The organism is Amycolatopsis sp. NPDC043885, assembly GCF_056435685.1.
Genome location: NZ_JBWKEA010000011.1, coordinates 76,361 through 97,408 on the forward strand (window position 1 = coordinate 76,361; position 21,048 = coordinate 97,408).

The window sequence follows — 21,048 nt, forward strand, 5'->3', positions numbered from 1 at the left end:
GTGGCTGAGCTGGTCTTCGACTGTATCGGTGCCGAGCCCGAGCGCTACGGTGTCGTACCGAGCCTGACCCTGCGGCTGCGGATCACCGAGACCAGCGGCGAGCGGGTGGAAGCGATCGCGCTGCGCTGCCAGATCCGGATCGAACCGCACCGGCGGCGCTACTCGGCGGAGGAGGCCGAGCAGTTGCGCGACCTGTTCGGGGACACCGCCCGGTGGGCGGAGACGGTGAAGCCGATGCAGTTCATCACGGTGTCCGCCATGGTTCCGCGATTCACCGGGAACACGACGGTCGACCTGCCGGTGCCGGTCACTTACGACCTGGAGATCGCGTCGACCAAGTACTTCAACTCGGTCTCCGACGGCGTGATCCCGCTGCTGTTGCTGTTCAGCGGCACCATCTTCGGTATCAGTGACGGCCGGTTGTCGGTGCGGCAGGTGCCGTGGAGCAAGGAGGCGTCCTACGAACTGCCGGTGAAGGTCTGGCGGGAGACCGTCGACCTGCATTTTCCCGGCAGCGCTTGGCTGCGTATCGACAGGGAGACACTCGCGGCGTTGCAGCGCTACAAATCGCGGCACGCGCTGCCCACCTGGAACGACACGGTGGCCGCGTTGCTGGATGATGCCGCGTTCAGGCGCGAGGAACCACGGGAGGGGACATGAGAACGCTCACCGGGCTTCCGGAAGGCGAGAAGAAGGCGCCGGATCTGACTGTGTTCGGCTACATCTTCCTGGCGATACTGGCGATGACGGCCGTCGCGGCGCTCGTCGTCTTGGCGCTCTTCCTCCCGGACATCCGGCGGTACCTGGCCATCAGGAAGATGTGATCCCCGCGCGATCCCTCGCGGCGGCGACGGCGGCCTGACCGAGGCTGATACCGCCGTCGTTCGCCGGCACGCGGCTGTGGGTGAGGACCCGGAAACCGTTTTCGTGCAACAGGTCCACCGTCCGGTCGAGCAGAAGCAGGTTCTGGAAGACGCCGCCCGAGATGGCCACCGTGCCCACTCCTGTCCCGTCGCGCAGCGACACGCAGCAGCGTGCGACAACCTCGGCCATCCCGTTGTGGAACCGCGCGGCGACCACCGCCGGGGGAATACCCCGAAGCACGTCCTCGGCGACCGCCCGGACCAGGTCCGCTCCCGCGACCACCAGCGGACTCGCCCCGGACACGGTCACCGGGTAGGCATCGCGTTCGCCCGCGTCCGCCAGTTGTTCCAGTTCGATCGCGGCCTGCCCCTCATAGTGGACGGTGTCGCGGATACCGAGCACGGCCGATACCGCGTCGAACAGCCTCCCCGCGCTGGAGGTCAGTGGAGACGCCACCCGGCGTCTGGCGAGTTCGGTCACGGTGGCCCACGTGGTGGCGTTGCGGACCGAAACGGCCAAGTCCGTCGGCGGGCAGCCGTCGAAGGCCCGATCGAGGTATGCCGCGGCCATCCGCCACGGCTGCCTGATCGCCGTCGTACCCCCGGGCATGGGCACCGGCGCCAGGTGGCCGACCCTGGTGTAGGTCGTCAGATCGGCGAGCAGGAATTCCCCGCCCCAGATCGTGCCGTCGTCCCCGAAACCGGTGCCGTCGAAGGCGACGCCGAGAACCGGCCCCTCTTCGCCGTTGTCGGTGAGGCACGACGCGATGTGCGCGTGGTGATGCTGCACCCCGACGAGTTCGACGCCGGAGCGCTCGGCCAGCTCCGAAGCGTGTTTGGTGGAGAGGTATTCCGGGTGCAGGTCGTGCGCGACCAGTGCGGGATCGATGTCGAACAACCGTCTTAAGTGGACTATTCCTTCCGTGAACGACCGTAGCGTCTCGAAGTTCTCCAGATCACCGATGTGCTGGGAGATGACCGCGTACCGATCTTTGACCAGGCAGAAGGTGTTCTTCAATTCCGCCCCGCAGGCGAGCAGGGGCCGTGGCGCGGCCGACGGCAACGTCACGGGTTCCGGCACGAATCCACGAGAGCGCCGCAGCACCGATTCCCGGCCGCGCCATGGCCGCACCACGGAGTCGTCGGTGCGGATATGGATCGGCCGGTCGTGGGTCAGGAACGCGTCGGCGATCCCGCCGAGCCGGTCGAAGGCGTCGGCGTCGGTGTAGGCGATCGGCTCGTCGGAGACGTTGCCGCTGGTGAGCACGATCGGAGCGGCGACCGCCGCGAGCAGGAGATGGTGCGGCGGGGAATAGGGGAGAAGGAGACCGAGCTGCCGGGTCCCCGGCGCGACCGCGGCCGCGACCGGCGCGTCTTCGAGCCGGGGAAGGAGCACGATCGGGCGCCGCCTGCTCGTGAGCGACTCGCACCCGGCGGAGTCCACCTCGCACAAGATCCTCGCGGTGTCCACATCGGCCACCATCACGGCGAAAGGCTTGTCCTCACGGTGTTTGCGCTTCCGCAGAAGGGCGGTGGCCTGCTCGTCCGCCGCGAGGACGGCCAGGTGATGGCCGCCGATCCCTTTGATCGCCAGCACTCGGCCTTCCCGAAGGAGCGCGGCCGCCTCCGCGATCGGGTCGCCGGCGCCCTCGCGCCCGGTCGTGTCCCGCAGCCGCAACCGCGGGCCGCAGTCCGCGCAGCACGTCGGCTGCGCGTGGAAGCGGCGATCCGCCGGGTCGTGATACTCCGCGGCGCAAACGGTGCACAGCCCGAAAGCCGCCATCGTGGTCAGGGGCCGGTCGTAGGGCACGTCGCGCACAATGGTGAAGCGCGGGCCGCAGTTGGTGCAGTTGATGAAGGGATAGCCGAAGCGGCGGTCGCCGGCGTCGCGCAGTTCGCGGAGGCAGTCGTCGCAGACGGCGCTGTCCGCGGCGACGAGTGCTCGCTTGCCTCCACCGGGGTCACTGGGCACGATGCTGAATCCACGGCCGTCTTTCGATGTCGTCTCCACCGAGGTCACCCGTTCGACCGCGGCGAGCGGGGGAGCGTCACGGCGCAGGGCGAGCAGGAACGCCTCGATGTCCGCGACCGGCCCCTCCACCTCGACGAACACTCCGTCGACGTCGTTGCCGACGTGGCCGGCCAGGCCGAGCCGAGTGGCGAGACCGTGGACGAAGGGCCGGAAACCGACCCCTTGCACGATCCCTTCGATCCGCACGGCACGCCGTGTTCGCGTTTCCACGCGGATCAGTGTTCACCCCGATCGGTCAAGGCGCAGCCGTCTTCACCCGGGTGCCTCACCGCCGTCGCGAAGACGGTGTCCTCTCCGGTCCGGGCGGCACCGGACAGAACTGTCCGTCGAACGGGACACGAATGGTCAGCCTTGGACGCCCCAGCCTTCGCTCCCGGCCCCGGCCTGGCTTCTCCGTACCTGTCCCGGCATGGCCAGTTCGATGGTGCAGCCGCCGGGGTCAGAGCTGACGTCGAGCCACTCGCACACCTGTTCGGCCATCCGCAGGTTGTTGTCCAGCCGATTCGTGTCCAGGTGCCCTGAGCCAGGAAATCGCTGGAGGTGGAGCGGCCGGTCACAGCGCATCGTGCACACCACGCGGCCCGCGACGGGACGCACCCACACGGTCGCCCGGTCGATGCCGTGGTTGAGCAGGCTGGCGAGCACCGCGCCGACGGCGACGTCGAACATCGCCGAAGTGCTCTCCGTGCTCAGTATCGGGGTGGCCTTTTCCAGTACGTACCGCCGCACGGACACCAGATCCCCGGCGAACCTGAACATGTCGGCGGTGCGGCCCGGTGACGTCTCGGCCTGGGTGAACTCCTCCGGCACCATGAACTGCGCGGACGGCTTCGCTCTGCGCCCCACCACGCATTCCGGATGGATCCGGTGGGCTTCCTCGACTATGCCCGCTTCGACACCCCTGGTGTCGTAGGGGCAGATCATCCAGCTCTCGGTGTCGGCCAGTGACATGGTGAGTTTTGCCTCCATCCGTAACCACGCGGCTACTTCTCGTCGGGACCGGCCTGCCCACGCCGGCTCGGCGATGATGCGTACCGGGCCTGGAGGCGTGTCGGACCGATGGTGTGTCCAGTGATCGCGGAGTGCCTCGGCCCAGTGCGACGGCCGGCGGCCGAAGGCCGACGTCTCGGCGCACTCGATCCGGTCGGCGTCGACGCCGAGCGCGGCCCGCAGCAGGCCAAGGTTGCCCGCGGTCGTGACGGCCAGCACCGGCTGTCCCCGGCGTAGCCCGTCCTCGGCGAAAGGCATGGCCATGGTGAGGAACTCCGCATCGCTGCCGTAAATGCAGCCCTGGTGCCGAAAAGGTGTCTTCATCGGGGCCCCCTTTCGTGGCTGGTCGGCCCACCCCGCGGCCTGCCCGGGACGGTGGGCGTACGAGCGAGTGGGCATGAGGTGGCTTTCGAACGTTGATCGCATTGGTGTCGTCCTCGGTCGGCCTTTCGGGGACGAACGGAGACTACCCAGGTAGAAGTAATCGAATATGACATTGGAATCGATTTCACCCGTTCGGCCGCCTTGGTCGAATCCGGGTGACCGAATTCGACGTCATTGACTGAGTCGTGCCGGGGGTGGCCCAATTATGTCCGCTGTGCCCGGGGGTGGTCAAAGGCGTCGAGACAGCGTTGTTTGTCACGCTGGACCTGGGGAAACCCGGTTCTTCCCATCGCGGTGGATGGCTGCGACCCAGTTGTGTCCGGTGGTGGGAATTGTCGTGGACACTTCTGTTCGGTGGAATCGACTCGGGCGTGGTCTCTTTTGTCCGGCGTAGCCGGCGCTGTCGAATATCGCTTTTGCGCGGCTCAAGGGAAATGCTGGACGCCGCGCGAAACCAACGGACCGGAACATCACCGCGGTGGTGGCGGTCACGACACCTCTGCCTCACCCCGTCGGTTCGCGGCGAGTCACTTCGGCAGGTGTGCCGAACGCTCCTGACCCGGACGGTGCGCGCACCCCCGGCGGGGAATCAAACCTGGTCATCGGGCGGTTACACGTGCTGTGAAGAAGATTGGTTTCCTGTCCTTCGGTCACTGGTCGCCGAGCGCGCACTCCGAGACGCGGTCCGCCGCCGACTTCCTGCATCAGTCGATCGACCTGGCGGTCGCGGCCGAGGAGCTCGGCGTGGACGGCGCGTACTTCCGGGTGCACCACTTCGCGCGGCAGGCGGGCAGTCCGTTCCCGTTGCTGTCGGCGATCGGCGCCCGGACGTCGAAGATCGAGATCGGTACCGGCGTGATCGACATGCGCTACGAGAACCCGATGTACATGGCCGAGGAAGCCGGCGCCGCCGACCTCATCTCCCGCGGCAGGCTCCAGCTCGGGGTCAGCCGGGGATCCCCGGAGCAGGTCATCGACGGCTGGCGGTACTTCGGGTACGGCCCCGCGGAGGGGCAGACCGCCGCGGACATGGCCCGGCAGCGCACCGAGGTCTTCCTCAAGCTGCTCGACGGCGAGGGGTTCGCGCAGCCGAACCCGCGCCCCATGTTCGCCAATCCGCCGGGGTTGCTCCGGCTCGAGCCGTACTCGGAGGGGTTGCGCGAGCGGATCTGGTGGGGTTCCAGCTCGAACGCGACCGCGGTGTGGGCGGCGGAGCAGGGCATGAACCTGCAGAGTTCCACGCTCAAGGACGACGAGACGGGGGAGCCGCTGCACGTCCAGCAGCGCAAGCAGATCGAGGCCTACCGCAAAGCCTGGAGGGAGGCCGGTCACTCGCGTGAGCCGCGGGTGTCGGTCAGCCGCAGCATCTTCGCGTTGACCAACGACCTGGACCGGGCGTACTTCGGCCGCGACCGGAACTCGCGGGATCAGGTCGGCATGATCGACGAGACGACCAGGGCGATCTTCGGGCGGTCGTACGCCGCCGAGCCGGACGAACTGGTGCGGGCGCTCAAGCAGGACGAGGCGATCGAGGCCGCGGACACCCTGCTGCTGACCATCCCGAACCAGCTCGGGGTCGAGTACAACGCGCACGTGCTGGAGAGCATCCTCACCCACGTGGCACCGGAGCTCGGCTGGCGCTGAGAATGCGCGATTCGGCGGATGGGACGGGGCGTCCCGCTCGTTACGATCGAGACATCCCCGGCCATCGGAGGGTCCCGTGAGACTGCCCCGATCCCTGTCCTTCCTGGTCCTGGCCTTCGGCCTGGCACTGCCGTCGACCGCGCAAGCGAGCGCTCCCGCCCCGCTCGGCGGCGGGAGCGTGTTGCAGAGCAGCGCCGTGACGCGCTGTACGGCCGGGTTCGCCGCCGTCGCGGGCAAGGTCGGTTACCTGATCGCGAGTTCGGCATGCGGCAAGCCCGGCGACACCATCCGCAGCGCCGGCCGCGTGGTCGGGGTGGTCGCGGCGGCCCAGGTACCGCCGACCGGCGCGATCGTCATCCGGGTGACCAACACGACCGACTGGCGGCTGGTGGGCTCGATCCCGCCCACCGACGGCCGGGTCACGATCACCGGGTCGGTCGAGGCCCCGGTCGGCGCGTCGGTGTGCAAGTACGGCGCGACCACCGGCTGGCGGTGCGGCATCATCCAGGCGAAGAACGTGTCGATCACCTTCCCGGAGGGAACGCTGACCGGTTTGACCCGCACTTCCGTCTGCGCGGAGCCGGGGGACAACGGCGGGCCGTTCGTCAGCGGGACGCAGGCGCAGGGCGTGCTGATCGGTGGCAGCGGCAACTGCTCGAGCGGCGGCTCCAGCTACTTCTTCCCGGTCAACCGGGTCCTGTCGGCCTACGGGCTGACGATCCTCGCAGGGCCCTATTGAGGGGTAAGGCAAATGTGGCGTGTTGCGAAAGCCACTTTCGCACCGTCAGTTCAAAGTGATCGACCCAGGTGGCGGTGAAGGCCTCCTTGCCTACCCTGAAGGTAGGGAAGGGGCCCTTCGCTACGCCGTCGACGTGGCTTTCGCGACACGATCGAAGGCGGCCATGAGCGGACCGCCCACCGCACCCGACACGTTTGCCTTACTCCCTCAATAGAACGGCAGCGCCCTCGGATACGGGGGAGGAGAATGCCGCGCGAACGCCGGCGTGGTCGTCACCCGGGTTTCACGGACGATGTCGAAGATCGTCTGGTGTTCCGGCGCGAGCGTGCCTGCCTCGTAGTTCAGCGTGGCAGGGGCGGTCGACGGCCAGTGTCCGCGGTCCAGCCTCCGCTCCAGGGTGCGCAGAGCGGTGATTTCCTCGGATGCGGTGAACACACAGTGACCGGCCCGGTTCACGAACAGCTGCCGGAGCTCGTCCTGGTCACCTAGCAGTGAGACTCGTTCGGCGTAGGCGCGTTCGTGCGCCGCGGGTGCGGTGCCGTCCGCGACGGTGTGCATGGTCAGCACCGGGACCGGCGTGCGACCCAGCGGCAGCCCGAATCGGGCCAGATGGGTGACCGCGGCCGGATCAGGAGTGACTCGGGACGCCTTCGCCAACCGGTCGAGGTCGGCGCCGAGGTCGAGCCCCGCCTCCGTATAGGCTCGTTCCACCAGCGTCCGCTCGCCTGACTTCGCCAGGATCCGCCGGTAGTCGACGCCCACGTTCCAGCTCGGGTTGCCGCTCGCCCGCTGTTCCAGCGCGACCCTGTCGACGCCGAACGCGCCGGCGCGGTAGTAGCGATCCCATACCCCCTGCCAGAAAACCTGACCCGCGACGTCCGGCGGGCGGGGCTGCGTGGCGTCCAGCCAGCCTGGGATCTCGGCCAGCGCGTTCGCCAGCGCGAGCCGCGCCCTGCCTTCCGGGTTCGCGGTGGCGGCCTGCACCACGTCGACGAATCTGCCCACGTTGGCCGCGGGATCGATGATCCGCACCAGTTGCAGCCGTGCGTCGAGCAGGGTGTTCAGGGCGTACCCGAGATCGAGCGACGAATTCCAGTGCGCGGCCCCGCCGGCGAGGTTGCCGCAGAAGGTCATCAGGCCGTCGAACCGGCGCGGGTTCCGCTCGGCGAGCAGGGTCGCGGTGATCGCGCCCACCGATTCGCCCGCCGCGATGGTTCGTCGCGGCGGGCCGATCGTGCGGGTGAACCAGTCGTGCAACCGGGTCTGGTCGGTCAGCGCCTCGATCGACCAGCCGCGCACGGACCGGTACTGGGACGCGGCCAGCGCGTATCCCCGCGCCAGCAGGAAAGACTCGGTCGCGGGCTGTGACGTCAGCGCGATCCGATCGGGTTCCGGATATGCCAGGGAGTACATCCCGTGACTCCACAGCATGAGCGTGCCGTTCCAGTTTTCCGGCACCAGCACCAGATAGCGTGCGCCTTCGAGTTCGCCCTCGTACCTGGTGACCGGGCCGTCGGCCGAGGCGCTGGGCACCACCAGCCCCAGAAAGATCGTGAGCAGGGCCAGGAAAACCAGTCCACGTCGTGCCACGACGACCACCCCCGCGCCTCATCTTTCGCCGCGCGGAGTGTGGTGTCGAGGTCCGCTCGGCCTAACTGAAGAGGACCGAGCGCAGGAGAAGTCTGTCCGAGCCTCGACCGCCGTTGGGGCGAAGCGAGAAGTAGGAATCGCTCTTGCAGTCGTCGTCCAAAAACACCACCGCTGTCGAGTCGGTGTCGTTGCGCGGACGGAACGCGTCGACGTCCCAGTCGGCTATTTCGGGAATCTCTATACATTCGCCGCTCGGCGGGTCCACCAGGGTGCCGATCTGGAGCTCTTCGTTCTCGTCGTAGTAGCGGTAGGTGAATTCGCCTTCGGCCGCGGAGGCCACGGCGGGGATCGTGAAGCACAAGGCGACGGCACTGGTCATGGCGAGGAAGGCGTTACGTGTACGCATGGTTCGACGTTAGGACGGTGATCAACATCTCCGGTAGGCCTCGCGGTGAGGTCCACCCGAGGGTGTGGACCGAACTCGAACGGTGATCGATAGTGAGGGGCATGTACACCGGCAACCCCGACGTCCCCGACGACGTGTTCGCGGACGTTCTCGGCCAGATCAAGGATTTCGTGCGCACTCGGGTGATGCCCCGCGAGCTGGAGATCATGAACACGGACGCCATCCCGGCCGATCTGCGGGCGCAGGCCGCGGAGATGGGGTTGTTCGGGTACGCGATCCCCCAGGAGTGGGGCGGGCTCGGTCTCGACCTGGTCCAGGATGTCGAGGTCGCGATGGCGCTGGGGTACACGTCATTGGCGTTGCGGTCGATGTTCGGGACGAACAACGGGATCGCCGGGCAGGTGCTGGTCGGGTTCGGCACCCGGGAACAACAGGCCCAGTGGTTGCCGGGGATCGCGTCAGGTGAGGTCGTCGCGTCGTTCGCGCTCACCGAGCCCGGCGCGGGGTCGAATCCGGCCGGGTTGCGGACCAGCGCGAAGCCGGACGGTGACGGCTGGGTGATCGACGGCGGCAAGCAGTTCATCACCAACGCCACCGAGGCGGGCCTGTTCGTGGTTTTCGCGCGTACGGGCACCGGCATCGCGGTGTTCCTCGTGTCGGCGGACGCGCCAGGCATCACGGTCGGCGCGAAAGACGCGAAGATGGGGCAGGAGGGTTCCCGTACCGCGGACGTGACGTTCTCGCAGGTCCGTGTCGGACCCGACGCGTTGGTCGGCGGCGACGGCGATGTCGGCTACAAGGCGGCGATGACGTCGTTGGCGCGCGGCCGGATCCACATGGCGGGCCTCGCCGTCGGAACGGCGCAGCGGGCGTTGGACGAGTCGGTCGCGTACGCCGCGACGGCGACCCAGGGCGGCACGCCGATCGGGGATTTCCAGCTGGTGCAGGCGATGCTGGCCGATCAGCAGACCGGTGTGCTCGCCGGTCGCGCGCTCGCCCGTGAGGCGGCGCGGGCGTATGTGACGGGGGAGGACCGGCGGATCGCGCCGTCGGCGGCGAAGCTGTTCTGCACCGAGATGGCGAGCAAGGCCGCGGATCTCGCGGTGCAAGTGCACGGCGGAAGCGGCTATATGCGTGAGGTCGCGGTCGAACGGATCTACCGAGACGTCCGGCTGATGCGGCTGTACGAGGGCACGAGCGAGATCCAGCGGCTGATCATCGGCGGTGGCCTGGTCCGCGCCGAGAAGAAGAAAGCATGACCCGGCCACTCGACGGGGTCACCGTCGTCGCCATCGAGCAGGCGGTCGCCGCTCCGCTGGCCACCCGCAACCTCGCCGACCTCGGCGCGCGGGTGATCAAGGTCGAACGCGTCGACGGCGGGGATTTCGCCCGCGCCTACGACCACGCCGTGCACGGCAGCGGCGCGCATTTCGTCTGGCTCAACCGAGGCAAGGAATCGCTCGCCGTCGACCTCAAGACCGACGAGGGCCGTGACGTCGTCCGGCGGCTGGTCGCGAAGGCCGACGTGTTCGTCCAGAACCTCGCGCCCGGCGCGGCGGAGCGGCTCGGTTTCGGCGATCTGCGGGCGGATCATCCCGAGTTGGTCGTGGTGAACCTGTCCGGGTTCGGCGCGGGCGGGCCGATGGAGCGGCGCAAGGCCTACGACATGCTGATCCAGGCCGAGGCCGGGCTCATCGCGATCACCGGCACCCCGGACGCGCCGGCGAAGACCGGGATCCCGACCGCCGACATCGCCTCGGGCATGTACTGCGCGCAGGCGGTGCTGGCGGCGTTGCTGCGCCGCTGGCGGACCGGCGAGGGCGCGACGATCGAGGTCTCGATGCTGGAAGCCACCGTCGAATGGATGGGATACGCGCTCAACACCCGGATGTACGCCGGAACCGAGCCCGAGCGGATGGGCCTGAGTCACAGCTCGATCGCGCCGTACGACGCCTTTCCCACGCGCGACGGCCAGATGCTCATCGGCGTCCAGAACGACACCGGCTGGCGAACGCTCGTCTCCGATGTCCTCGACGCGCCCGAACTCGCCGACGACCCGCGCTTCACCACGAACGTGCGGCGGGTGGCTCACCGCGAGGAGTGCGACGCCGCTGTCGCCGCAAGGACATCGCTGTGGACCAACAACGAACTCGACGAACGGCTCGCCGCTGCCGGGGTTCCCGCCGCGCAGCTCAAGGACGTCGGCCAGGTCGCCGACCATCCCCAGCTGCGGGCGCGCGATCGCTGGCGCGAGGTCGGCACTGAATTCGCCAGGGTCGACGCGTTGCTGCCGCCGGTGACGTTCGACGATTTCGAGGCGTGCATGGGCGACGTCCCGGCCTTGGGAGAGCACACTCACGCGTTGCTCGTCGAGTCCGGAGTGGACGCCGAAGACTACCTTCGCCGCGGCATCGCCCGTTGATTTTCGGAAGCGACTGGAGGAACTCCAGGTTTACGATCAAGATCATGCGATTCGCCATCAAAACTTCGCCGCAGGACACCGTTTGGTCCGACATGCTCGCCGTCTGGCAGGCCGCCGACGAGATCGAACTTTTCGAATCCGGCTGGACCTTCGATCACTTCTATCCCATTTTCTCGGATTCGACCGGTCCGTGCCTGGAAGGGTGGGTGACGCTCACCGCGCTCGCGCAGGCCACGAAACGGCTCCGGCTGGGCACGCTGGTCAGCGGGATCCACTACCGCCACCCGGCGCTCCTCGCGAACATGGCCGCGACACTGGACATCGTTTCCGGTGGACGGCTGGAGATCGGCGTCGGCGCGGGCTGGAACGAAGAGGAATCCGGCGCGTACGGCATGGAACTGGGCACCATCAAGGAGCGCAGTGACCGGTTCGAGGAGGCCTGCGAGGTCCTCGTCGGCCTGCTGACCCAGGAGACCACCACCTTCCAGGGTGAGCACTACCAGCTGACCGACGCCCGCTGTGAACCTAAGGGCGTGCAGAAACCGCATCCGCCGATCTGCATCGGTGGCAGCGGCGAGAAGCGCACCCTGCGCACGGCCGCGAAGTACGCCCAGCACTGGAACTTCGTCGGTGGCACGCCGGAGGAGTTCGCGCACAAGCGCGAGGTGCTGCACCGGCACTGCGCGGACATCGGCCGGGATCCGAAGGAGATCACCTTGTCCTCGCACGTGCGCCTTGGCACGGACGGTGACTACGCGAAGGTGGCCGCCGAGGCCGAAGCCCTCGGTGAGGTGGGGCTCGACCTGGCGATCATCTACCTGCCGCCGCCGCACACGCCCGCCGTGCTGGAGCCGCTCGCGAAGGTGCTCGAGCCGCTGCGCTGAGGTCTCGAAGGCCGGCCGGGGAGCGACGGCCCGTTGCGGAACCGGCCGGTCTCGCTATACGGTGACAGAACTAGAACAGGTTACAGTTCTGCACGGTGGGCTGACCGAGGAGCGGACATGGCGAACAGGGCTGCGCGCGGCGACGAGGCCGACTACGTGGTCGTCGGATCGGGCAGCTCGGGCGCCGCGATCGCGGGTAGGCTGGCGGAGGCCGGGGCCAGCGTGATCGTGCTCGAGGCGGGCAAAACCGACGAGAAGATGCTCGTCAAGAAGCCGGGGCTGGTCGGCCCGATGCACGCGGTGCCCCAGCTCAAGAAGCCCTTCGACTGGGGCTACTACTCGGTGCCGCAGAAACACGTTCTCGATCGCCGGATGCCGGTGCCGCGCGGCAAGGTGGTCGGCGGCTCCAGCTCCATCAACGGGATGGTCTACGTGCGCGGCAACCGCGCCAACTTCGACTCCTGGGCCGCCGAAGGCAACAAGGGCTGGGACGCCGACAGCGTCAACGCCGCGTACAGGCGGATGGAGGACTTCGAGGACGGAGAGAGCGAGTTCCGCGGTGCGGGCGGGCCGATCCGGGTCACCCGCAACAAGACCCCGCAGGAGGGCACGCTCCAGTTCCTCCAGGCGACCGCCGACGCGATCGGCTGCGACATCCTCGACGACTACAACGCGAAGTCCCAAGAGGGCGTCAGCCGGATGCAGCAGAACGCCGCCGACGGCCTGCGCTACAGCGCCTCGCGCGGCTACATCCACCATCTCGCGCCCGCCACGCTGCAGGTCCAGTCCGGGGTGCTGGCGAAGAAGGTGGTCATCGAGAACGGCCGTGCCGTCGGCGTCGAGGTCGTCGACGCGAACGGGGGACAGCGCATCCTGCGCGCGGGCAAGGAGGTCATCCTCTCGGCCGGCTTCGTCGGATCCGCGCAGCTGCTGATGCTGTCCGGGATCGGCCACGCCGAACACCTGAAGGAACACGGCATCGACGTCGTCGCGGACCTGCCGGTCGGCGACAACCTGCACGACCACATGTTCCACGCGCTGACCTTCCGCGCGTCGTCGAGCAAGAACAGGGGCACGCCGCCGTACTTCGCGCGCGGTCTCGTCAGTGAACTGATGCGGCCCGGCACGACGTTCCTGGCGAACTCGGTCTTCGAGGCGGTCGCCTTCCTCAAGACCTCCCAGGCCGCCGAGGTCCCGGACCTCCAGCTGCATCTCCTGCCGTGGGCGTACGTGACGCCGAATCAGGACGCGCCGATCCGGCACGACGTCGACAAACGACCCGCGCTCACCGTGCTCACGACGCTGATCTACCCGAGGAGCCGCGGCACGCTGCGCCTCGCTTCGGCCGATCCCACGGCGGCGCCGCTCATCGACCCGCAGTACCTGTCCGACCCGGCCGATCTCGAGGTGCTCGGCGAAGGCTCGGAGATGGTCCGCGAGATCTTCGCGTCGAAGGCGTTCAACGGCTCGATCAAGGAGGAGCTGCACCCGGGCAAAGCACTGCGGGGACAGGAACTGCGCGACGCGATCCTGAACCGCGCGACCTCGGTCTACCACGGCGTCGGCACCTGCCGGATGGGCGTGGACGAACTCGCGGTCGTGAGTCCCGACCTCAAGGTTCGCGGTGTCGAGGGCCTGCGGGTCTGCGACGCCTCGATCATGCCGTCGATCACCGGTGGCAACACCAACGCGCCCGCCATCATGATCGGCGAGATGGGCGCGAAGCTTGTCTTGTCGGGGACGGGTGGCGGAGCTGAGGGATGACCGAGAAGGGACCAGACGCGTGAACCCGCCCGGCCGAAGGCCCCGCTATCGCGGTGGCAGGGCGCCTTGTACGCGCACCGGTACGTGCTTCGCCGACGAGCGCACTGCCGACGTCGATCGCGGACGCCGGGTTCACCACCAGATATTCCGACAACTGACGGAAAGAGGGCCATGACCGTCACACCGCTCGCGCTCACCCGTCCGGCGTCGGTGACCGACGCGTTCCTCCAACGGCTCGTCGCCCGCGTGCCGGGCTCGTCCGGCGCCACCTGGAAACTCACCGAGGTCTACACCGGCGACGTGCTCGTCGAGCTGCCCCAGTCGACCCCCGCCGACATCGAGCAGGCGTTCACCACGGCACGCGCCGCGCAGGAGAAGTGGGCCGCCACCCCGCTCAAGCAGCGGCTGGAGGTGTTCAAACGGGCGCACACGCTCTTCGTCGACAACGCGCCGGCCGTCACCGACCTCATCCAGGTCGAGAGCGGCAAGAACCGCCGGATGGCGATCGAGGAGACCTGCGATCCGGCGATGGTGATGAGCCATTACCTCACGCGGGCCGCCAGACTGCTGGCGCCGGCGAAACGCGGGGGACCGGTCCCGTTCCTGACGACGTCGACCGAGATCAGGCAGCCCAAGGGCGTGGTCGGGATCATCGCGCCGTGGAACTTCCCGTTCGCCACCGGCATTTCCGACGCCGTCCCGGCGCTGATGGCCGGGAACGCGGTGGTGCTGAAGCCCGACAACAAGACCGCGCTCTCCCCGCTCTACGGCGTCGAGCTGCTGGAGCAGGCCGGGCTGCCGAAGGGGCTGTTCCAGGTGGTGTGCGGCGAGGGCCCGGACGTCGGCCCCACGCTCATCGGCGAGGCGAACTACGTGATGTTCACCGGTTCCACCGCCACCGGCCGGGTGATCGGCGAACAGGCCGGCCGCAACCTCATCGGCTGCTGCCTCGAACTCGGCGGCAAGAACCCGATGATCGTGCTCGAAGACGCCGATCTGGACGAGACCGTGCAGGGCGCGATCTTCGGCGCTTTCGGCAACACCGGGCAGATCTGCATGCACATCGAGCGGATCTACCTGCCGGAGTCCCGCTACGAGGAGTTCAAGAGCGCGTACGTGGCCAAGACCAAGGCTCTCGACGTCCGCGCCGCGTACGACTTCGGGCCGGACATGGGCTCGCTCGTGTCCGTCGACCACATGACCCGGGTCAAGTCCCACGTCGACGACGCCGTCGCCAAGGGGGCGACCGTCCTTTGTGGAGGAAAGCCGCGGCCCGATCTCGGCCCGGCGTTCTTCGAGCCGACGATCCTCGAAGGCGTCACGAAGGACATGCTCTGCGGCGTCACCGAAACCTTCGGACCCGTTGTCGCACTGCACAAGTACCGCACGGTCGACGAAGCCGTCGCGCTCGCCAACGACACCGAGTACGGCCTCAACGCCTCCGTCTGGGGCGGTGACCTCGGTGCCGCGCGTGCCGTGGCCGCGCGAATCGAGTCCGGCAATGTCAACATCAACGACATCCTGGCTACCGCGTACGCCTCGAAGGGGACGCCGTCCGGCGGAGTCAAGAACTCCGGCGTCGGCGCCCGCCACGGGGACCAGGGTCTGCTCAAGTACACCGACGTGAAGAACGTCGCGGTGCTCAAGAAGCAGGTCATGGGTCCCCGCGGTGGCCAGACCTACGAGAAGTACGTCGAAGGGATGCTCTTCGGGCTGAAACTCATGCGGCGTCTGCGCATCCGCTAAACCTCGTCGGTGTGCTGCGGCGCGGCCAGCACACAGGCGATGCTCAGCACGCACATCCCGATCAGCAGGCCGATCGCCGGCCAGACACTGCCGGTCGCCTGGAACAGCAGCGTCGACACCAACGGCGAGAGGCCGCCGAACAGGGCGCCCGCGAGCTGATAGGACAGCGAGATGCTGGTGTAGCGCGCCCGCGGGCGGAACATCTGCGACAGGATGGCGGCGATCGGGCTGTAGGTCGCCGTCATCGCCAGGCGCATCGCCACGAACGCCGCGATGATCAGCACCGCGTTCTTGGTCGAGAGCACCAGGAACTGCGGCGCCGCGAGCACGGCGACCCCGACGAGGCCGATGACGACCACCCGCACCCGGCCGAAGCGATCGCCGAGCCAGGCCGCGCCGAAGCTCACGGCCAGTTCCACGAAGGCCGCGATGGTGAGCGCGTTGAGCACCAGCGATTCGGAGACGCCGACGGCCGGATCGGTCGCGTACGCCGTCGCGAAGGTGGTGACGAGGTAGTAGCCGCCGACCGCGACGGGCAGCACGCAGATGCCCAGCAGGATCGGCTTCCAGTTCGTCCGCACCGCGTACAGGATGGGCACGCCGGTTTCTTCGACGGTTTCCTCGAAGACCGGTGATTCCTCGACTTTCAGCCGCACGATGAGGCCGACGCCGATGAGCAGGACGGACGCGAAGAAGGGGATCCGCCAGCCCCAGGTGGCGAGCCATTCCGTGCCGCCGGTGCTCAGCAGGCTGAACAGGCCGGTTGCCAGCAACGCGCCCGCGGGGTTGCCCGCCTGCGCGAAGGCGCCGTAGAACGTCTTCTTGTCCGGTGGCGCGTGTTCGACGGCCATGAGCACGGCGCCGCCCCACTCGCCGCCGACGGCGAGCCCTTGGATGAACCTGAGCACCACGAGCAGAATCGGCGCCCACGTGCCGATCTGGCCGTAGCCGGGCAGGCAGCCGACCAGGAAGGTCGCCACGCCCATCATGGTCAACGTGACCACGAGCGCGGTCTTGCGGCCGACCCGGTCACCGACGTGCCCGAACACGATGCCGCCGAGCGGCCGCGCGAAGAACCCGACGGCGTACGTCGCGAAGGCCGCCGCGACGCCGGTCAGCCGGTCGCCGGTCGCGGGGAAGAACACGGTGCCGAAGACGAGGCTCGCGGCCGTGGCGTAGATGTAGAAGTCGTACCACTCGATCGTGGTGCCGACGAAGGCCGCGAGCCCGGCCCGGCGGGCACGGCGGAGTGACTGTGTGTCGGTTCGGACGGTCATCGGGCCACCGCGCTGTCGATCCAGGTTTCCAGCACGCCGATGCCCGCGATCCGGCTCGGGTCGCAGGTCAGGGGATTCTCGTCCAGCAGCACGAAATCCGCGCGTTTGCCGGGGGTGATCGAGCCGAGGTCGCGTTCCCGGCCGAGCACCCGGGCGCCGGCGATCGTATGCGCGGCGACGGCCGACCGGACGTCGATCAGCAGGTCGTCCCCGCCGAGCCGGTGGCCACGGCGGGTCGTCCTGGTCACCGCGGTCTGGATGGCTTCGAGCGGATTCGGTTCCGCGACCGGGGCGTCCGAGCTCAGCGTGACCGGCACGCCCGCGGCCTGGAACTCGCCGAGGGGATTGAACCGCTCGCCGGGGGTGCCGACGGCGTCGGTGACGCCTTCGCCCCAGTTGTAGTAGTGCTGGGGCTGGTTGACCGGGTGGACGCCGAGCGCGGCCATCCGCTTGATCTGCTCCGGGGACGGCAGCCCGCAATGCTCGATGCGGTGCCGGGCATCGGGCCGGGGATTCCGCTGCTGCGCGTCCTCGATGGCGTCGAGCACCATCGCGATCGCATCCGGGGACTGGGCGTGGGTCGCGGTCTGGAGCCCGGCCTCGTGAGCCTTGTCGATGAGCGCGGAGTAGTCCTTCGGGTCGTGGTAGAGCTGCCCCGTGCGGCACGGATCGCCGACGTAGCCGTCCGGGAAGTACGCGGTCCAGCCGCCGAGCGTGCCGTCGGCGTAGAACTTGATCCCCGCGAAAGCGAGGCGAGTGGTGCCGAAAGCGCCGTGCAGTCCCATTTCCAGGGCCTGGTCGAGCAGATGGGACAGCAGGTACATGTGGACGCGCGTCTTGAGCAGGCCGGCTTCGTCCAGTCGTAGGTACATGTCGAACTCGCGGCGTGTGACCTGGGCGTCGCCGATCGCGGTCACACCGGCGGCGAGGAACTTCTCCTGCGCGGCGGCCAGCTGCCGCGCGTGCTCCTCCGGCTCGTCCTCGAGGTGGAAGTTCGGCCCGTGCCGCCCGACCTTCACCCCGGTGACCCCGGTCAGGATGTTGCACGCGGCGTCCGAGAGCTCCCCGGTGAGTTCGCCGTGCTCGTCACGGAAGAACACCCCGCCGTCGGGATCCGGGGTGTCCCGGGTGACGCCGTTGCGCCGCAACGTGAAGCTGTTCACCACACCGCCGTGCCCGCTGGCGTTCATGAGGTAGACCTCGCGATCGTCGGCGACGGCGTCGAGTTCTTCCTTGCGGGGATGGCGTTTCTCGGCGAGGTTGCGGTGCTCGTAGCCGTAACCTCGGACGGGCCTTCCCGCCGGGGTGTTCTCGGCCGCCTCACGCAGCAGCGCGACGATGGCGGGAATGGTTGACGCGCGCTCGGGACCGCAGTCGACCCAGGTCATCATCTGCCCGTACATCAAGGGATGCGCGTGCGGATCGACGAATCCCGGCAGGAGCGTGCCCGGCAGCCGTCGCACCTCCGGATCGGGACGGCCGAGGCTCGCCGCGCGGGCACGGCATTCGTCCAGGGAACCGACCGCGGCGATCTCCTCGCCGAACACGAGGACCGCTTCCGCGCCTTCGGTGGCGTCGTCGACGGTCACCAGCTCATCGGGACGCAGGATCGTCGCTCGCGCGTCGAGGACTGAACGATCGAGGGGCAACAGGCGCATCGGGCGGACTCCTGGGGTTTTCGACGGTGAAGTGGGGCGACGGTAAGCGACGAAAACCGTCAGCGCAATCAGATCGGTCGTGTACGGATAGTGTTCACGATCGATCTGCACGCGATCATGAACACAACGTGCAATCTCGGCTGTTCTTGGCGTGTTTCCGCTGGTGATATGGTGCGTCTCGCCGTCGGAAATTCAGCAGAGGAGATCGTCGTGGACGACGCGCTGGTCGCGGCTTTGCGCACGGACGGCCGGATGAGCGTCGCCGATCTGGCCAAGCGCGTCGGAGCTTCGAGGTCGGCCGTGTCCGCTCGGCTGGAGCAACTGAAGGCTGACGGCTCGCTGAATGTGGTCGCGGCGGTCCATCCCGAGTTCCTCGGCCTGACCGCGTACGCGCATCTCGCGATCCGCACTTCGGGCCGCTCGCAGGCGACGACGGACGCCATCGCGGCGCTGCCCGCCGCGGCGTTCGTCTCCGCGGTGAGCGGGGATCACCAGACCGTCGCCGAGCTGCGCCTGCCCGACTCGCCCGAGCTCTATCGCACGGTGGCCGACATCCGCGGCCTGCCGGAGGTGGAACAGGTCAACACCCTCGTCTACGTGGACGTGGTCAAGGGGCTGTTCATGCCCGGCCGTCCACTGCCGCCCTGGTTGCGGCTCGACGACCGCGACCTCGCGATCATGCTGCGGTTGCAGGCCGACGGGCGGGAAAGTTACGCGCGCATCGCCGAGCACGTCGGGCTGTCGCCGTCGGCCACGCGCACCCGTGTGCGCTTCCTGGTCGAGCACGACGTCATCCGCATCGCGCCGGTGCTCAGCCGCGCCCGGCCGGACGCCGGCCTCGTCTGCGGGATCGGCCTGAACGTGCGGGGCGCCGGGGATTGCGTGACCGCCGCGCTCGCCGCGCGGGAGGACACCGAGTTCCTCGCCAGGACCATCGGCCGGTTCGACGTCGTCGCCACCATCGCCGCGCAGTCCGCCCGTGCGCTCGACCGGGCGCTCGAAGAGATCAGCGGCAGGCCCGACGTAGTGACCGCGGAGACGTGGGTCCACCTCCGCATCGCCAAGGAACGCTACGAGTGGCCGCTGCCGACCGCGGAGGAGCTCTCTCGGCGCTAAGCGCTGTCCAGCAAGGCTTTCCGTATCTCGGTCTTGAGTACCTTGCCGATCTTGGACCGGGGGAGATCCGGCCAGACCAGGATCTCCTTCGGCGTCTTGATGCTGCCCAGCCGCTCCTTGACGGCGGCGCGGAGTTCTTGCGCCGCCGCCGTCCTCCCGGAGTGCAGCTGGACCACGGCGGTGATCTGCTCGCCCCATTTCTCGTGCGGCAGGCCGATCACGGCGCAGTCCTGCACCGCTTCGTGCGCCATGAGCGCCTGCTCGACCTCGGCCGAGTAGACGTTGAAGCCGCCGGTGATGATCATGTCCTTGGCGCGGTCGACGATGTAGAGGTAATGGTCCTCGTCGAGGTAGCCGATGTCGCCCGTGTGATGCCAGCCGTGCGCGCTCGCTTCCGCCGTCGCGCCCGGATTCTTGTAGTAGCCGAGCATCACCAGCGAACCGCGGACGACGATCTCGCCGCGTTCGCCGGGCGGGAGCAGCTCGCCCGTGCCGGACATGATCGCGACCTGGGTGAGCGGCGTGGGCCTGCCCGCCGAGGTGAACCGTTCCAGGGCAAGGGATCCGTCGGGATGGACGTGCTCGGCGGGGGCGAGGGTGGAGACCATCATGGGGGCTTCGCTCTGCCCGAACAGCTGCCCGAAGACCGGGCCGATCCGGGTGATCGCTTCGGCGAGTTTGGTGGCCGACATCGGCGCGGCGCCGTACCAAAGGCACTGCAGCGACGAAAGATCGGCGTCGTCCAGCGCCGGAGTGTCGAGCAGCAGGTAGATCAGCGTCGGTGGCAGGAAGGTGTGGGTGATCCGGCGGCGTTCCACCAGCGCGAGGAACTCGCCGAGATCCGGCGAGGGCATGACGACGATCTCACCGCCAAGGGTCATGACCGGGAAACAGAGCACGCCCGCCGCGTGTGTCAGCGGCGCCAGCGCCAGATAGCGCGGGCGCCCGGTGAACGGGTAACTCATCAGCGTGAGCGCCGACATCGTCTCCACGTTGGTGCCGCTGAGCATCACCGCCTTGGGGTGTCCGGTGGTTCCGCCGGTGCCGACGAGCAGGACCATGTCGTCCGGCGGCGTTTCCTCCCAGGGCTCGGCGCTGCCGAGCCAGTCGGAAAACGGGACGGCGCCGGGCATCGAGCCGTCGAGACAGACCACCGTGGTCAGTTTCGGCAGCTCGGGAAGCATCCGGGAGACGAGCGGTGCGAAGGACTCCTGCACCAGAAGGCAGGTGCAGTCGAACAGGTCGAGCAGTTCCCTGTTCTCGGCGGCCTCGTTGCGCGGGTTGACCGGGCACCACACGGCACCGGCCCGGCTGATCCCGAAGACACAGCCGAACGACAGGGGATCGTTCCCGGACAGGATCGCCACTTTGTCGCCCGGCTTGACGCCGGACCGGGCCAGCGCCCGCCCCACTTGCCACGACAGCTCCCGCACTTCGCCGTAGCTGAGGGAGGTGTCACCCATGGTCAGGCAGGGTGCAGCCGAATCGAGTGAAGCGCCCTTGTCGAGGTAGTCGGTCAGTCGCACGCGCTCG

Annotated in this window: 17 protein-coding genes; 10 read left to right on the forward strand and 7 right to left on the reverse strand. The window is 68.4% G+C overall.

Annotation, left to right across the window (positions count from 1 at the left end; all coding sequences use genetic code 11):
- Together AC069I_RS27890 and AC069I_RS27895 are read left to right on the forward strand one after the other, a co-directional pair.
- Complete coding sequence (locus AC069I_RS27890) at positions 1 to 660, forward strand: DUF6084 family protein (protein WP_478227006.1); 660 nt, start codon at positions 1 to 3, stop codon at positions 658 to 660.
- Positions 657 to 824, forward strand: coding sequence for a DUF6893 family small protein (locus AC069I_RS27895; protein ID WP_478227007.1), 168 nt, complete (start codon positions 657 to 659; stop codon positions 822 to 824). The genes AC069I_RS27890 and AC069I_RS27895 overlap by 4 nt, the downstream gene beginning before the upstream one ends.
- On the opposite strand, the gene hypF is transcribed toward AC069I_RS27895, so the two are convergent.
- Both hypF and AC069I_RS27905 read right to left on the reverse strand, forming a co-directional pair.
- Positions 811 to 3,105, reverse strand: a complete 2,295-nt coding sequence (gene hypF, locus AC069I_RS27900) for a carbamoyltransferase HypF (protein ID WP_478266738.1) — start codon at positions 3,103 to 3,105, stop codon at positions 811 to 813. The genes AC069I_RS27895 and hypF overlap by 14 nt on opposite strands.
- Positions 3,106 to 3,240: 135 nt before the next feature.
- On the reverse strand, positions 3,241 to 4,209 hold the full coding sequence (locus AC069I_RS27905) for an anti-sigma factor RsbA family regulatory protein (protein WP_478227009.1): 969 nt from the start codon (positions 4,207 to 4,209) through the stop codon (positions 3,241 to 3,243).
- Positions 4,210 to 4,890: 681 nt separating this feature from the next.
- On the opposite strand from AC069I_RS27905, the gene AC069I_RS27910 reads away from it, so the two are divergent.
- Both AC069I_RS27910 and AC069I_RS27915 read left to right on the forward strand, forming a co-directional pair.
- Positions 4,891 to 5,913: an LLM class flavin-dependent oxidoreductase gene (locus AC069I_RS27910; protein ID WP_478266739.1), complete on the forward strand. Its 1,023-nt coding sequence runs from the start codon at positions 4,891 to 4,893 to the stop codon at positions 5,911 to 5,913.
- A 76-nt stretch (positions 5,914 to 5,989) separates the two neighbouring features.
- Positions 5,990 to 6,652: a S1 family peptidase gene (locus AC069I_RS27915; RefSeq protein WP_478227011.1), complete on the forward strand. Its 663-nt coding sequence runs from the start codon at positions 5,990 to 5,992 to the stop codon at positions 6,650 to 6,652.
- Between the two features lie 207 nt (positions 6,653 to 6,859).
- Here AC069I_RS27915 and AC069I_RS27920 read toward each other — a convergent pair whose 3' ends face one another.
- Both AC069I_RS27920 and AC069I_RS27925 read right to left on the reverse strand, forming a co-directional pair.
- Positions 6,860 to 8,242, reverse strand: coding sequence for a DUF6351 family protein (locus AC069I_RS27920; RefSeq protein ID WP_478266740.1), 1,383 nt, complete (start codon positions 8,240 to 8,242; stop codon positions 6,860 to 6,862).
- Positions 8,243 to 8,303: 61 nt separating this feature from the next.
- Positions 8,304 to 8,648, reverse strand: coding sequence for a hypothetical protein (locus AC069I_RS27925; protein WP_478227013.1), 345 nt, complete (start codon positions 8,646 to 8,648; stop codon positions 8,304 to 8,306).
- Between the two features lie 101 nt (positions 8,649 to 8,749).
- Between AC069I_RS27925 and AC069I_RS27930 the strand changes: the two genes are divergently transcribed.
- The 5 genes from AC069I_RS27930 to AC069I_RS27950 all read left to right on the forward strand — a co-directional run bounded on the left by AC069I_RS27930 (position 8,750) and on the right by AC069I_RS27950 (position 15,464).
- Positions 8,750 to 9,907, forward strand: coding sequence for an acyl-CoA dehydrogenase family protein (locus AC069I_RS27930; RefSeq protein ID WP_478266741.1), 1,158 nt, complete (start codon positions 8,750 to 8,752; stop codon positions 9,905 to 9,907).
- On the forward strand, positions 9,904 to 11,070 hold the full coding sequence (locus AC069I_RS27935) for a CaiB/BaiF CoA transferase family protein (protein WP_478266742.1): 1,167 nt from the start codon (positions 9,904 to 9,906) through the stop codon (positions 11,068 to 11,070). The genes AC069I_RS27930 and AC069I_RS27935 overlap by 4 nt, the downstream gene beginning before the upstream one ends.
- Positions 11,071 to 11,114: 44 nt before the next feature.
- On the forward strand, positions 11,115 to 11,954 hold the full coding sequence (locus AC069I_RS27940) for an LLM class F420-dependent oxidoreductase (protein WP_478227016.1): 840 nt from the start codon (positions 11,115 to 11,117) through the stop codon (positions 11,952 to 11,954).
- Positions 11,955 to 12,071: 117 nt separating this feature from the next.
- A complete protein-coding gene (locus AC069I_RS27945; protein WP_478227017.1) occupies positions 12,072 to 13,718 on the forward strand; it encodes a GMC family oxidoreductase in 1,647 nt (548 codons plus the stop codon).
- A 171-nt stretch (positions 13,719 to 13,889) separates the two neighbouring features.
- Complete coding sequence (locus tag AC069I_RS27950; protein WP_478266743.1) at positions 13,890 to 15,464, forward strand: succinic semialdehyde dehydrogenase; 1,575 nt, start codon at positions 13,890 to 13,892, stop codon at positions 15,462 to 15,464.
- Here the strand turns inward: AC069I_RS27950 and AC069I_RS27955 are convergent.
- Together AC069I_RS27955 and AC069I_RS27960 are read right to left on the reverse strand one after the other, a co-directional pair.
- Complete coding sequence (locus tag AC069I_RS27955; RefSeq protein WP_478227019.1) at positions 15,461 to 16,741, reverse strand: MFS transporter; 1,281 nt, start codon at positions 16,739 to 16,741, stop codon at positions 15,461 to 15,463. The two genes, AC069I_RS27950 and AC069I_RS27955, sit on opposite strands and share 4 nt — an antisense overlap.
- The gene (locus tag AC069I_RS27960; protein ID WP_478266744.1) at positions 16,738 to 18,399 is read right to left on the reverse strand and encodes an amidohydrolase; all 1,662 of its coding nucleotides are present in this window, start codon (positions 18,397 to 18,399) and stop codon (positions 16,738 to 16,740) included. The genes AC069I_RS27955 and AC069I_RS27960 overlap by 4 nt, the downstream gene beginning before the upstream one ends.
- 210 nt (positions 18,400 to 18,609) lie before the next feature.
- On the opposite strand from AC069I_RS27960, the gene AC069I_RS27965 reads away from it, so the two are divergent.
- Positions 18,610 to 19,515 carry an Lrp/AsnC family transcriptional regulator gene (locus tag AC069I_RS27965; protein WP_478234330.1) on the forward strand — a complete coding sequence of 302 codons (906 nt, stop codon included), beginning with the start codon at positions 18,610 to 18,612 and terminating at the stop codon, positions 19,513 to 19,515.
- Here AC069I_RS27965 and AC069I_RS27970 read toward each other — a convergent pair.
- On the reverse strand, positions 19,512 to 21,041 hold the full coding sequence (locus tag AC069I_RS27970; protein ID WP_478227022.1) for an AMP-binding protein: 1,530 nt from the start codon (positions 21,039 to 21,041) through the stop codon (positions 19,512 to 19,514). The genes AC069I_RS27965 and AC069I_RS27970 overlap by 4 nt on opposite strands.
- Between the last annotated feature and the right edge of the window lie 7 nt (positions 21,042 to 21,048).